The following is a 13,097-nucleotide window of genomic DNA, read 5'->3' as shown; positions in this document are numbered from 1 at the left end:
CCAGGCCCCGGCCGCTGCCGGCAGGGCGGTCCCCTCAGGCGTCCGGCGATGTGTGCAGCAACCGCGTCAGGAGTGGGCGGTAGCGCGCGAAGGGGGGCACGGCGGCTTGCGGGTCCTTGGCTGCCTCGTCCCAGCGTCTGAGGGCTGTGGCCTGCTGGGCGTGGGGCAGGGCGGCGAACTGGTCGGCTTCGGTCGCCGACATGGGGCCGCCCTGCACGTCGAGGGTGTAGAGGGAGGCTGACGAGAGGCGCTGGCGGTAGTCGGGTTCCACGGCGCACAGATAGCGTTTGGCCGCGACGTGCAGGCGGATGGGTTCGGTCACGTCCGGCGGGAACCAGGTGGCGAGCCAGTCGGCGCCGGTGTGGCTGTGCCGGTTGTCGGTGCCGGTCATGAGCTGGTGGCCGCTGATGTGACCGGTGAAGTGACCGATGTCGTGCAGCAGAGCCGCCGCGACGAGGGCGTCGGGGGCGCCTGCGGCCTCGGCGTGTGCGGCGGTCTGCAGCATGTGCGCGGCTTGGGTGACCGGCTCGCCGAGGTACTCGCTGCCGCCCTCGTCGTTGAAGAGCCGTTCGAGCTGGTCGATGATGTCGAGGGTGCGGCGCAGGACGGCCAGTTCGCTGGCGGCGGCGTCGAGGTCGGCGTAGCAGCCCTGCAGGTGGCGGGCGCCGTCGGCGGTGAATCCGGAGCGGGCGTGCAGGATCCGGGTGTTGTCGAAGATCACGCAGTCGCCGGGTTCGAGCCGGAAGCCCAGCTGTGCGGCGGGGCGGTAGAGCAGTTCGGCGAAGGCGCGGTAGGCCTCGTAGAACGCGGGGATCCGGTCCGGCTCCAGGGCGATCGGCCGCATCGAGCGGTTGTTGAACCGGATCTGCTTGATCCGGCCGAGTGGATCGAGTCCGATCAGCGGGGCGCTCGTGCTCAGGTCCGCGCCGGAATCGGCGTAGCGGAAGGTCACGGGGGTGCGGGTGAGCAGGTCGAAGGCTTCCGGCTGCTCGCGGCGCAGCGTGGCGGCCGCCTGGTAGCCGTCCACGAGGCCGGAGTCGCCGCCGGCCGCCGCATTGGTCAGGCAGTGCAGCAGTTGGATGGTCGGGAGCGGGTCCCGGTAGGGGTTGTCGGTGTGGGGCAGGATCGGCCGGGAGCTGAACGCCAGGTTCGCCGGATTCTCCTCGACACGCACCTCGAACAGCTCGCCGTAATTGGTCTCGCGCACGTAGCCGAACGATCTCGCCACGTCCAGCACGGCACGGTCCGCGAGGGGCACGCCGTGGAGGATGACGAAGCCCTGGGTCAGCAGCGCCTGAAGACAGCGCGCGCGTTCGGCGGGATCATCCGCGAAGGCCGGCCAGACTCCGGTGGGCACGGTGCCCTGGAGGTCCGCGGCGACCCAGAGCGTCTTGGCGTCCTCGGTCCGGTCGTCGTAGGCAGGCGCCGGGCCGGGCCGGTGGGTCTCCAGCCATGTGTGGGTGAAGCGCGAGCGGTGCCCGTCCGGGGCGAAGACGACCCGCACGCCGTCGGCGTCCTCCTCCGCCCGCGCGATCTCGATGTCGGGTGCCAGGTCGGTGATGTCGAAGAGCTTCTGGCCGCTGCCCGGTATCTGGCACGAGCCGCACGGGCAGTTGTCGCGGAGCCACAGGGCGGGGAAACGCGTCCCGTCCTGGCGGATCAGTTCGGTCTGCACGGTGCTGGTCACTTTCCTGTCGCAGGGGGCCGGTCGCGGACAAGGGGGGAGGCCGCGACGGAGTTGCGGATGGTGAAGGCGACGGCGTCGCCGACGTAGCGGTCCTGCGACCACTCCAGTGGCCGGCCCTGGTGATCGGTGGACCGCCGCCGCTCGCGCAGCAGTGCGGTGCCGGCCTCGATCTCCAGCAGCCGGGCGTCCTCGGCGTCGGCGCTGACCGCGTCGATGGTGTGCTCGGCGTGCGCGAAGACGATCCCGTGCTCCTCCAGCCGTTCGCAGATCGACTCACGCTCCAGGTCGACGAAGGCGAACAGCGCCCCGACCCGCTCCGGATACACCGTGCGCTCGATCATCACCGGGACACCGGTCAGCAGCCTGACGCGCACCAGGCGGACCACCGGATCGCCGGGCTCCAGTCCGAGCGCGTGCGCCTCGGCCAGATCGGCGGGCCGGCGCTCAAGCACATCGACACGCCCCGACGGGACCTCCCCGATCGAACGGGCCCAGCGTGAGAACGACCGCAGTTCCCCGAAGCTCTGCAGTCTGGGCAGGGCGAGCACCGTGCGGCGCGCACCCTGCTGCGAGGCCATCAGACCGTCCTCGCGCAGGACCTCCAGGGCACGACGCACCGTGTTGCGGGACACGCCGTACTCCTGAGCCAGGACATGCTCCGACGGCAGCCGCGACCCCGGCGGGTACACCCCGTCGGCGATCGCCTGGCGCAGCCGGACCACCACGTCCAGATAGAGGGCATCACTCTGGTCTGTCATCCCACCTCCACAACTTGTAGGTACAAGCTACAACCTGTACCTACAAGTTTCCAACCAGGTGCGGGCGGGACGGAGAAGAACGGCGGACAAGGAACGGCGGACAAGAGACTCGGTGTGTCTGGGCGGTGGGCCGAGCTGTCGTAGAGTGCGCCGTAGCGGGACGCGGAATCCGGTGGAGGGGGAGCCTGCCATGAGTTCGCCGGACCAGAATCGGGGCGACGGGGTGTCGGTCAGTCCCGAGCAGATGATCGCGGAAGCGCGGAAGGCGTTCTTCGTGATGTTCGCACTGCTCGCCGTCGTCTGGCTCGTGCAGCTTGCCAACTACGCCGACCACTACGCCCTCTCGCGGGACTACGCGGTGGTGTCCGGCGACATCTTCACGCTGCCCGACATCCTCGTGGCGCCTCTGCTGCACTGGAGCTGGGCGCACATCGAGAGCAACTCCGGCCCCCTGTTCGTCTTCGGTTTCCTCGCCGCCTACCGAGGAGTGGTGCGGTTCCTCGGGCTGAGCGTGCTGATCGCGGTGAGCAGTGGCGCCATGGTCTGGCTCTTCGAGCGAGGCGATGTGGGGACGGTCGGCGCCAGCGGCCTGATCTTCGGGTACTTCGGTTACGTCGTCGTACGCGGACTCTTCGACCGGCACCTGATCGACACGCTGGTCGGCGTCGTCATGGGCGCCTCCTTCGCCTACCTGCTCACCGTGGCCGTGCCCGGCACGCCCGGAGTGAGCTGGCTCGGACACCTCGGCGGACTGCTCGGGGGCCTGGTCGGGGCCTGGCTCTTCCGAGACCGGCGCGCACGGGCCGGCACGGGTGGTGCTGCCTCCCGCGCGGCGACCGGCAGCACCCCGCAGCCGCGCTCCGACGGCACACGCGCCGACCTGTTCAAGGAACTCGACGACCTCGGCCTGCTCTGACAGGCCACCTCATTCGGCAACGCGCTCAGTGTTCCGTGCCGCAGCACCCCCCTGCGCCGGCGCCGTCCGGCACGGAGTCCAGGCGGCAGAAGCAGGAGGCCTCGACGGGCACGTCCGCCAGCGCGGCGGCGATCTTCAGCTGCTGGGCCACGATCCGCGCCTCCCCCGCCCTGCCCAGCCGGATCAGACACTCGTGCAACCCGTGCAGGGCCCAGACATTGCCGGGGTGCTGCAACGCCCGCGGAAGGCTGTCGTCGAGTCCCAGGTCGGCCCGGTAGACCGCCTCGGCCTCCGCGACGCGCCCCCGCTCCAGCAGCAGGGCGCCGTATGCGTGCCGGGTGGGCTGCATCCACCCCCATGGCTCGTCGTAGGGGAGGTTGTCGCACAAGTCGACCGACCGTTCGAGCGCGGCGAAGGCGGCTTCGAACTCGCCCTTGCGGTAGGCCAGTTCACCGTCGAGCATCGCCGACGCGATCGCCAGGATGTCGGCACAGGTGTTGTTGAACAGCATGCGCGTGGCCTGCACCCGGGCCATGGCCTCGCCGAACAGCCGGCGTTCGGCCTCGGCCTCGGCGATACGGCCGGTCGCCGAGAGCGCGACACCGCGGGCGTAGCGCAGCATCGCCGTGCTCACGCTGTGCAGCTCCGGGTCGTCGGGCATCGGCAGATGCAGGATGTCGCTCCAGCGGCCGAAGCGGATCAGCACATGGACCCGCATGGCGAGGAAGCCTTCGAGCCAGTCCGCCATGGGCGGGCTCTGCACCCGCAGCAGTTCGTCCGGGATCGACGCCTCCAGCTGGGCGGCGGCCTCCAGAGCGGTCCGGGACCGGCCGAGGAACATCGCACCGTAGATCTTGAAATGGTGGTTGTGCGACCGGTAGAGCGTGTAGAAGTTCATGGCCCCGGCCCGTGCGTGGAACTTCTCGTCGGCGGCGATCGCGGCGCTGTTGTCCGACACGACGCGGCGGTAGTCGCCGCAGAGCACCTCGATGTGTGAGGGCATGTGCTGCAGGTGGCCGGCGTCGGGCACCAGGTCCCGCAGCCGCTCGGCGACGGACAGGGCGGCCTCGGGGGTCGGGGACATCTCCATGAGGTGGATGTACAGGTGCAGGATGCCGGGATGCCGCGCCCCGGCATCGGTGGCGAGCGCCCGGTCGAGGACAGCCTCGGCCTGGAGCGTGCGGGCGCCTTCGGCCGGCTGACCGGTCTTCAGATTCCACAGCCGCCAGGGAGTGAGGTTCATCAGCGCGTCGGTGTAGAGGGTGGCGATGTCGAGATCGCCGGGCGCGAGTTCGTACACGGCGCGCATGCTGTCGGCGTACGGCGCGTTCCACACGGAGCAGTCCTCGACGGCCTCCTTCTGCGGATAACGGGCACGCAGCGCGGCGATCAGGGCTTGTTCGACGGGTGTGGCACCGGCCCGCGCCTTCTCCTGGGCGCGTTCCACCGCGGCGTGGGTGCGTTCGAGGGTGTGGGAGAGATCCCGCTCGTCGAAGAACTCCCACGGCTTGTTGTAGTTGGGACCGAGCGCGTACGCGATGCCCCAGTGCGCCATGGCGCAGTCGGGGTCGGCCGCGGCGGCGGCTTCGAAGCAGGAGACGGCTTCCTCGTGGTTGAAGGCGTACGTCCAGTTCAGCCCGCGGTCGAACCACAGCTGGGCCTCGGCGGAGGACGTCGTCACGGTGCGGCCGTGGGCGCCGAGATCGTAATAGTCCCTACAGTCCATATGGTCCCCACAGTCCTTGGTGAACCGGTCCTTGGTGAACCGGTCCTTGGTGAACTCGACCGCCTTCGACCCGACGGACGGCGGGCCGTACGACGTCTCACCATTTTCGAAGGGCACACTCAGGTACACGCGCCAACCTCTCCGGACAGTCGCCAAGTCACCTAGTTCTCGGGCGAGTTGAACGGCACGCTGCCGCTGGTGTGCGGCCATGTTAGGCCGAGCGGGTGCTGCGAGCCGAGGGATCGGTGCAGCTGCGCGTGACCAAGTCGCCAGGGATGAACATATCGGGTACATCTGAATGAATGATGATGCGTTACCGCGCAACTCGCTCCGTTCTGTGCGCCGCCTCCGCGCTGGTCCTCGCCACAGCGTGCGGCCCCGGCCCAGCGGACTCGGAGCGGCGTTCCACGCCCAGCGGCCTGGCGTGGAAGGGCTGCGCGTTGCCTGGGCAGGCGACACGCCGGTGCACGACGGTGAGCGTGCCGGTCGACCCGGCGGATCCGGGTGGACGGAAGGTCGCGATCGCCGTGTCGCGGCTGCCCGCCGCCGACAGGGGCAGGAGGATCGGGGTCCTCGCGTGGAATCCGGGCGGGCCGGGGATCGCGGGGTCGTACGTCCCGGCCGCGCAGCTGCCGCCAGAGCTGCGGAAAGCGATCGAGAGGATCGTCGAGTCCGGTTTCCTCGGGGTGCAGTTGCGGGTGAACGACGAGCACGGCGAGTGGGTCGGCAGCGCCGGGCGCGCGAGCTGGTCCGGAGCGACAGGCCGCTGACCGACGGACACGTCCGTATCGGCAGCACCACCAAGAACTTCGTCGCGGCCTCGTTCCTCATGCTGGTGGCCGAGGGCGGGATCGGTCTGGCTGCCGCGGCCGATGACTACCTGTCCGAGTTCGGCCTGGACCGGCGGGTCACGGTGCGGATGCTGCTGCAGCACACCAGCGGGATCTTCAACCACACCGGCGAGCTCTACGAGGACGGGACGATCGAGTGGGGGGGTCCCCTGGCGGGGCAAGGGGTGGGTGGACAACCGGTTCAAGACCTATCTGCCCGAAGAGCTGGTACGGCCGTCGCTGTCCAAGCCGGCGCGGTTTGCGCCGGGGACGGACTGGAGCTACGCCAACACCAACTACGTGCTGGCCCGGCTGGTGATCGAGAAGGTCACCGGCCGTTCGTTCGCCGAGGAGCTGCAGCGGCTGATCCCGGGGCCGCTCGGGATGACCGGCACGGTGGCACCGGGCCTCTCGTCGGAGATACCCGAGCCGCACCATCACGGCTACTACCGCTATGTGGACGCCGGGCAGGAGAAGACGGTGGACATCACCCGGCAGAACCCCTCCTGGGTTTCGGCCGGTGGTGACATGATCTCGACCACCGAGGACCTGCGCACCTATTTCTCCGCGCTGATGGGCGGCAGGCTCCTGTCCGCCGACCTGCTGGCCGAGATGCGCACACCGGACACGAAGGCCGTCTACGGCCTCGGGGTGTTCGCGCAGGACGCGGGCCCCGGCGGCGGCACCGTCTTCCATCACAACGGCGCCATCATGGGCTCGGCGGCGCTGACGTACAGCACACCCGACGGCAGCAGGACCCTGACCACCGGACTGAACTATGTGGACGACGGCGACCTCTCCATCGCGCCGGCGTTTCAGAACACCCAACAAAGGCTCGTCAACGAGGTGTTCTGCGGTGGGCAGACCGATCCGGCTCACCCGACGGACTGAACACCCCGAACCCGTGCGCTTCCCCCGGGCCCGAGCACAAGGCAGGCTGAGCGGATGAGGAACGGAGTCACGATCGGCAGGCGGCGGCGTTCGCCGGCATCACGGTGAAGACAGTGCGGCACTACCACAAGCTCGGCCTGGTCGAGGAGCCGGAACGCGACAGCTCCGGCTATCGACGGTACGGATCGGCCGAACTGTTGCGGCTGGTGCAGGTCCGGACGCTGGCCACCGCCGGCGTACCGCTGGCCGCGACCGGGCCCCTGCTCGACGCCGACGCCGAGCAGTTCGGCGCCGCCCTCGCCGACGTCGAGCGGCAGCTCACCGAGCGGATCGCGGAGCTAGTGCCCCGGCAGGCAACGTTTGCCCGTCAAGGAGCGGCGTCCGGTGCGTGCTCTGGGGGTCCCCCCGGCCGGAGGCTGGGGGAGTGCCGGCCGGAAGTCCTCGTACTGGGCGTACGTGGGCTTTCGGCCGGTGCGGCGAGAGGGCGTGCCGGACGCCGCGACGGGGCGAACGTTGCCTGTTGGGGCACTAGTGGCGCGCCGCGACACGCTGCACCGGCTCGTCGACGGCGACCGGGCCCTGCTGCCCGACCGCGCCTGCGCGATCCTGGACCGGATGTCCGGCCTCGGCTTCAGCCCCGACTACGTCTCCGCGCAGCGCGAGGCCCTGGTGCTGGCCCGGGCGCTGGTGCCGGAGGGCTTCGACGGCTTCCTCATCCAGCTCGAACACTGGCGGGAGGACGCTGAGTGGATCGACCTGACCAAGCGCGGCTGGGAGACCGAGGCCTGGGAACCGGACGACCCGAGGATCGACGAACTCGCCTCCGCCATGGCCGACCACTACCTCAGCAACCCCGCCCTGCTGGGGAATCCCGCCAGCCTGCGGGCCTGGGCCAACGCATCCACCGAGTACCGGCTGATCAACAGCCACCGCGAGGACCAGGCACCGATCTCAGCCCTGCTGACCGCGCTCACCGAGACCAAACTCCGCTCCGCCGGAGTACCCGTCCCACGCCGATGACTCGCTTGAGGATGCTGTCGCACATCGGCGAGCTTTTGCTGTTCCCTCCCTGCTGAACCGATCTCGCAACGACGGCCCCTGTCTGGGCGCACCGAGGCAGTGGTTCGCTCCTCAGACGACCTCGATGGCGGTGGACGCCGAGATACGGTCGCCGACGGTGAACTGCACGCTGGTGGTGCCCGGCGGCGTGTCGTCGGAGGCGCTCACGCACACCCACATGACCGACTTCGACCCGTCCTCGGGGATTCCCAGTTCGACGTCGGAGAAGGCCAGGGACTGGCCGTCGGCGGAGATGCTGCCCCGGTACACGGTGAAGTTCCCGGCGGCGTCCCAGACGGTCAGTTGGTGATCGAGGTTGCCCGGCACACCGAACCGCATGGCGGCGTCCGGTGGAAGGACCGCGGTGACCGACTGGAGCGGGATGGCCTGCGATCCGCTGTTGCGCACCTCCACCCCCGGGTACACCGGCGCCCCTCCCCTCTCCGCCGTCACCGGGGTACCACCCGGCGAGACCGTGAAGCCCGGTGTGACCACGATCGTCGTGGAGGGAGAGGTCTTCCCTCCCACGTTGAAGGCCAGGCTGGTGGATCCGAGCGGGGCATCGTGGCCGGCGCTCACGGCGACCCACATCACCGTCGTCCCCGGCAGCTGAAGGTCCACGTCCGAGAAGACGAGCGACATCCCGTCCTCCGACAAGGTCCCCCTGTACTGCGTGGCTTCCCCGGCGGAGTTCTGGACGGTCAGCTGGTAGTCGGCGAGTGTCTGCGTTCCGAAGAGCAGACCACGGTCGGCAGGCAGGGTCACCGTCACCGACACGGGCTCGAACGCCGTGACGGCATCGACCCGCACTCCCGGGTATCCGACCCGTCCGCCCTTCCTCAGTTCCACATCGGGCGGCCCGCCGGGCACCACCGTGAACTCTGTCCATTGCAGGACCACTTGGCCGCGGTTGTCCGCGTCGCCGACGGGAGACTCATACAGCGGATCGTCCTTGCCGCCCGCTCGGGCACCACTGCCGGCCTCGGTTCGTCCGCCGGTGATCCCGGGGCCGTTCACAAAGCTGCTGCCACCGCCGCCGCCACTGGCAAAGGTGCCGCCCGAGCCGCCGATGAAGAGGCCACCACCGCCGCCCGCATGGCCGGCACCACCGCCTGTGGTGCCGCCGTAGCTCGCGCCTCCGCCTCCACCCATACCGGCGATGGGCACCAGTCCGCCAGCGCTGCCGTTGACATTGGCACCGCCGTTCTGGCCGGTGTTGCCGCCGCGGCCCCCATAGCTGGTATTGGTGGAGATGGCCCCGCCGGCGCCCCCGGTCGAACCGGAAGCTCCACGCGACGGCGTCCCTGTCCACCCGCCACTGGAGTAGGTCCGTGCGTCGGAACCGCTGGTTCCGCCGCCTGCACCACCGCGCGCCTCAGCGTTGCTCGTACCGCCGCCTCCTCCGCCGGCGATCAGCAGCGTCTGCCCCAGCCGCTGGCTGAACAGGCCGCTCATACCGCCTCCACCGGACGGGCCTCCTCCCAGGTCGACGACGACCCGCAGGGTCTCCCCCGGCACGACGGCGATGTCACCGGTGGCGAACCCGCCTCCGCCCCCCGTGCTCGTTCCACTGCCCCCGCCGCCCCAACAGCGGGCGTTGACCGTGGTGACACCAGGCGGGACGGTGAAGTTCTCGACGCTGCCGGAATAGTTGAAGCGCCGGCTGTGGGTGTAGGGGGCGAGGGGCGCGCTCGCGGACCGTAAGACAGCCGCGCGAGGTTCGATTTCGGTTACCGGTGCGAGAGCGCAGGGAATGGTTTCCTGGGCCATGGTCTGTGTCCTTTCGCCGCGGATCGACCTTGCAGGAAGAGGATTCTGAAAGGGAGTCGATGTCGTTGCCGGGACGGCGGCATCGCGGTCCGGCTGTGCCACGCAGTCCCGTCAGAGACGCGTATGTCCTCAGGGACACGTATGTCTTGCGCCTCCAGGGCCCGCAATTCCGCCGCCGGGGCCGCAGCCCGGGAGCGGGATGGGCGATTGCCGGAATCCCCGAGGCGAACGCCTCCACCGCCACCCGCCCCCAGGACTCGTACACACTCGGCATCAGCATCACGCGCGCCCTGCCGTAAACGTGCTCACGCATCCGCTGCCCAGGGACTCCGTCGACCACTTCGCAGTTGGGCAGGCGCGGTGGCGGCATGATCTGCTGCCCGCAGGCGCCGCGGGCACCGAGGACATTCCAGTCCGGGGTCCAGGCGGCGGCGACCTGCCAGAACACCTCACCGCCCTTGTCGGAATGGAGATTGACCAGGGTCGCGCAGTCACCAGACCTGGTCCGGCAATCCTCCGCGATCACGGGCGGACGGACCACGATGCTCTGCCTGGGCAGGAACTCCCGCGGATAGCGGGCGTAGAAGATCTCACGGTCCGGGCGGATCCACTCACTGTCGGAGCCTGCGTTGCGGTCCGGCGGATACCCGTACACCCGGGCCACGACCACCCGGGCCACGACGGCCATGCTCCGCCCGACAGGTGTCACGGTCAGCCGGTACGGGCGGGATGCCACCGAGTCCACCTGCGAGAACCTCCTCCGAACGGATCGGCACGACGGCGCCGGCGCTCTTGCCGGAGCGGGTCTGCGTGCGTTCTGCACCCACCTCTAGCCGGGCGGCACCCACACCGAGCTCCAGACCAGCATGGACGCCGAACCGCCAACACCCCGTCAACTACCCAACGCACTCAACCGAATCCATCGCGTATCCGCCGAGTGAGTGAGCGTGTGGGCGCACTCAACAGCACAGCCACACACGCGAGTTGACCGCGCTCGCGACCTGCGCGCACCGCGCATCCGCACCGCGCCACATCCCCGGGGCGCTGCAGACGGAAAGTCCTGGCCATCGGCGAAAGCGAAGGAAGATCACTACTCTGCATGAGTGCTCTCATACGACGAGTTGACCCCACCAGAGCGTGAGCTGTGGGAGGCGTTCCCCGAAGGCCGCCACGTGGACCTGCGCACGGGTATGCCCGAGGACGACCGAGTAGACGGAGGGGGGCAGTGGGATGCCGGACGGACAGTGCGGGCCGCGGTGATCGTGGCGCTGCTCCTGGGCGCGAACACTCCCCAGCCGGGTGCCGTCTCGTCCCTGACGCTCGCCGGGGCGCGGATATCCGGGCGCCTCAACCTGGCCGGCGCGCAGATCGCGCACGCCCTCCGGCTCGAGGACTGCTGGTTCGAGGAGGGAGTGGATCTCTCCGGAGCGTCTACCCAGTCGATCGCGATCGTAGGCAGTCGAGTGCCGGGGGTGGAAGCCGGCCTGATTCGTGTCGAGGGGCGCCTTGACCTGCGGCACTCTCGCCTGGAATGCGGCTCCGCCCCGCGCTTGCACCGCTGGGCCACCGCCTTGTCGCTCAGCAACGCCCACGTGAGCGGCGCCGTGAACCTCAGCGGCGCCGAGATCACCGCACCTGAGGAATGGGCAGTTTCCGCCGGCGGACTGGTCGCGGAGGGCGGCGTCTACTGCGTGGACGGGTTCGTCGCGCACGGTGAGGTCCGTCTCATGGGGGCACAGCTGCCGGGCGGGCTGCACATGCCAGGCGCGCAGCTCATGGGCGCGGGTCCGCGCGGGGTGGCGCTGGCCCTGGACAACGCCGTGGCCTCGACGCTCGACTTCTCGGGCGGATTCATCGCGAACGGGTCCGTACGGCTGCGGGGTGCCCGGATCTCGGACAACCTGACCTTTGAAGGAGCCGTACTGAACGGGCCGCCCGATGGCGACGGCCCGTCATTGGTCGCCCTGCTGATGCAAGCCGTCGACTTCGACTTCACGCTCGCCCGGCCGCCGTCCGGCCCCGTGGACCTACGGGGCGCGCAGGTGTCCTACCTCCACGACAGCGAGCGCAGTTGGCCGGACGTGGTGGAGCTGGACGGCTTCGTCTACGGCTCCATCAAGGTGGCTGAGGCGGGCGAGCGGCGGGAGGCAGTGGGACTGCGGGACTCTGTGGCCCAGCGGGTGGCGTGGATACGACACAGCCCGGGTTACAGTCCCCAGCCCTATGAGCAGTTGGCGAGCTGGTACCGGAAGGCCGGCCACGACGATGACGCCCGCCGCGTTCTCCTGGCCAAGCAGCGCCATCGGCGTCGAACTCTGCCCCTGACCACGCGTGTGTGGGGACATCTGCTCGACGTGACCGTCGGCTACGGCTACCGCCCCTGGATGGCCGGCGTCTGGCTCCTGGCGCTGACCTTGCTGGGCACACTGTCCTTCGGCACTCACTCCCCGAACCCGGTACAACGAGGCGAAGGTGCCCGTTTTCAGCCCCTCGTCTACACACTGGACCTCTTGATCCCCATCGGTGGTCTGGGTCAGCGCACGGCCTGGTACTGGTCGAACGACGGCCTCCAGTGGCTGGCTTATCTGCTGATCGGCTTCGGCTGGGTGCTGACGACCGCCCTGATCGCGGGTGTCACCCGCACCTTGCAGAAGAACTAGCGGTCCGCGGCTGGGTTCGGGCGTCGCCGGCAGAGCAGTACGCGTCCGAGGGCGAGCCCGCACCAGCAGGTCACGCCCGAGCCGCGGCCGCTTCAGATCCTCATGTCGAGGATTGCGTGACGACCTGCTCACCTTCTCCGTCCGGTTCTTCGAATTTGGCCAGGTAGCGTTTGAACAGCGTCTCGTCCACGGTGACGGAGTTGGCGCCTTTCTCGCCATTGCGTGCATCGAGGCGACGCTCCAGCGTCGTCCGGTCGGCCTTGAGGTGGACCAGTTCCCAGCGGCAGCCGTGGTTCTCGATCAGCGTCTTGTAGTCGTCGCGGGCGGCACGACTCCAGAAGCTGTAGTCCACCACCACGTCACGCCCGGCCAGCATCAGCTCGACCAGTTCCTGCCGCTGCTCGCGGCGGACCTCTTCCTTGAGCTGGTCGAATGCCTCCGCCTCCAGCACCAGGCCGGCGTCGCGCCGCCCGAGTCGTTGCCAGACCACCTCGTCGATCGAGAGCCGAACGTAACCGCGTCGCACAAGCTCCATCGCGTAGGTGGTCTTGCCCGCTCCGGGAAGACCACACATCAGCACCACCGTGCTCAATTGCCGTGTCACGGAGCCAGGTTAGTCCCGCATCACGCTCGTCGCCGTGGCGGCAAGGACGTCCACCTGTCCGACTCGCCCTTGCCGTCGCCACGCTCTGGTACTGATCGGCGTCGCCTCCAGGCAGAAGATCCGGGGCTTCGGCATTTTTGGGAGATGTTTTACGTGTCCGGGGCAACTGTGGTGGGTGTCTGGCTGTCTGAGAGGG

Annotated in this window: 10 protein-coding genes and 3 pseudogenes; 7 read left to right on the top strand and 6 right to left on the bottom strand. The window is 69.3% G+C overall.

Going from position 1 to position 13,097, the window contains the following annotated elements:
• Positions 1 to 34: 34 nt before the first annotated feature.
• Both tmpA and IE277_RS30450 read right to left on the bottom strand, forming a co-directional pair.
• Positions 35 to 1,687 (bottom strand): 2-trimethylaminoethylphosphonate dioxygenase, encoded by a 1,653-nt coding sequence (gene tmpA / locus IE277_RS48945; RefSeq protein ID WP_268252673.1) that lies wholly within the window; start codon positions 1,685 to 1,687, stop codon positions 35 to 37.
• Positions 1,684 to 2,445, bottom strand: a complete 762-nt coding sequence (locus IE277_RS30450; RefSeq protein WP_189956928.1) for a GntR family transcriptional regulator — start codon at positions 2,443 to 2,445, stop codon at positions 1,684 to 1,686. Before IE277_RS30450 ends, tmpA begins: the two co-directional genes overlap by 4 nt.
• 190 nt (positions 2,446 to 2,635) lie before the next feature.
• Between IE277_RS30450 and IE277_RS30445 the strand changes: the two genes are divergently transcribed.
• Positions 2,636 to 3,361 (top strand): rhomboid family intramembrane serine protease, encoded by a 726-nt coding sequence (locus IE277_RS30445; RefSeq protein ID WP_189956927.1) that lies wholly within the window; start codon positions 2,636 to 2,638, stop codon positions 3,359 to 3,361.
• 25 nt (positions 3,362 to 3,386) lie between these two features.
• Here the strand turns inward: IE277_RS30445 and IE277_RS30440 are convergent, their stop codons facing one another.
• Positions 3,387 to 5,087 carry a tetratricopeptide repeat protein gene (locus tag IE277_RS30440; protein ID WP_189957012.1) on the bottom strand — a complete coding sequence of 567 codons (1,701 nt, stop codon included), beginning with the start codon at positions 5,085 to 5,087 and terminating at the stop codon, positions 3,387 to 3,389.
• 473 nt (positions 5,088 to 5,560) lie between these two features.
• On the opposite strand from IE277_RS30440, the gene IE277_RS47740 reads away from it, so the two are divergent.
• From IE277_RS47740 to IE277_RS30425, 5 genes and pseudogenes are all read left to right on the top strand, one after another.
• Positions 5,561 to 5,857: a hypothetical protein gene (locus tag IE277_RS47740; protein WP_229882072.1), complete on the top strand. Its 297-nt coding sequence runs from the start codon at positions 5,561 to 5,563 to the stop codon at positions 5,855 to 5,857.
• Positions 5,806 to 6,018, top strand: a pseudogene (locus IE277_RS47735) (serine hydrolase); the annotation flags it as partial. The gene IE277_RS47740 and the pseudogene IE277_RS47735, both read left to right, overlap by 52 nt.
• 88 nt (positions 6,019 to 6,106) lie before the next feature.
• Positions 6,107 to 6,808 (top strand): serine hydrolase domain-containing protein, encoded by a 702-nt coding sequence (locus IE277_RS47730; protein ID WP_229882071.1) that lies wholly within the window; start codon positions 6,107 to 6,109, stop codon positions 6,806 to 6,808.
• 104 nt (positions 6,809 to 6,912) lie between these two features.
• Positions 6,913 to 6,999, top strand: a pseudogene (locus IE277_RS47725) (MerR family DNA-binding transcriptional regulator); the annotation flags it as partial.
• A gap of 340 nt (positions 7,000 to 7,339) precedes the next feature.
• Positions 7,340 to 7,828, top strand: coding sequence for a hypothetical protein (locus IE277_RS30425; protein ID WP_229882100.1), 489 nt, complete (start codon positions 7,340 to 7,342; stop codon positions 7,826 to 7,828).
• A gap of 111 nt (positions 7,829 to 7,939) precedes the next feature.
• Here IE277_RS30425 and IE277_RS30420 read toward each other — a convergent pair whose 3' ends face one another.
• Both IE277_RS30420 and IE277_RS48940 read right to left on the bottom strand, forming a co-directional pair.
• Positions 7,940 to 9,637, bottom strand: a complete 1,698-nt coding sequence (locus IE277_RS30420; protein WP_189957029.1) for a hypothetical protein — start codon at positions 9,635 to 9,637, stop codon at positions 7,940 to 7,942.
• A 193-nt stretch (positions 9,638 to 9,830) separates the two neighbouring features.
• Positions 9,831 to 9,950 (bottom strand): annotated as a pseudogene (locus IE277_RS48940) (glycosyltransferase); the annotation flags it as partial.
• 790 nt (positions 9,951 to 10,740) lie between these two features.
• On the opposite strand from IE277_RS48940, the gene IE277_RS30410 reads away from it, so the two are divergent.
• On the top strand, positions 10,741 to 12,297 hold the full coding sequence (locus IE277_RS30410) for an oxidoreductase (protein ID WP_189956926.1): 1,557 nt from the start codon (positions 10,741 to 10,743) through the stop codon (positions 12,295 to 12,297).
• 100 nt (positions 12,298 to 12,397) lie between these two features.
• Here the strand turns inward: IE277_RS30410 and IE277_RS30405 are convergent, their stop codons facing one another.
• Positions 12,398 to 12,901, bottom strand: a complete 504-nt coding sequence (locus tag IE277_RS30405) for a P-loop nucleotide/nucleoside kinase family protein (protein ID WP_229882070.1) — start codon at positions 12,899 to 12,901, stop codon at positions 12,398 to 12,400.
• Positions 12,902 to 13,097: the final 196 nt, after the last annotated feature.

It is taken from the genome of Streptomyces alanosinicus (assembly GCF_014650595.1).
Taxonomy (GTDB): Bacteria; Actinomycetota; Actinomycetes; order Streptomycetales; family Streptomycetaceae; genus Streptomyces; species Streptomyces alanosinicus.
This window is presented reverse-complemented; position numbering and strand designations above follow the sequence as displayed.

What these genes read in the sequence shown, in the direction of transcription:
- IE277_RS30420 (WP_189957029.1), bottom strand. Translation starts at nt 9,637, where the DNA reads ATGGCCCAGGAAACCATTCCCTGCGCTCTCGCACCGGTAACCGAAATC.
- IE277_RS30440 (WP_189957012.1), bottom strand. Translation starts at nt 5,087, where the DNA reads ATGGACTGTAGGGACTATTACGATCTCGGCGCCCACGGCCGCACCGTG.
- IE277_RS30450 (WP_189956928.1), bottom strand. Translation starts at nt 2,445, where the DNA reads ATGACAGACCAGAGTGATGCCCTCTATCTGGACGTGGTGGTCCGGCTG.
- IE277_RS30445 (WP_189956927.1), top strand. Translation starts at nt 2,636, where the DNA reads ATGAGTTCGCCGGACCAGAATCGGGGCGACGGGGTGTCGGTCAGTCCC.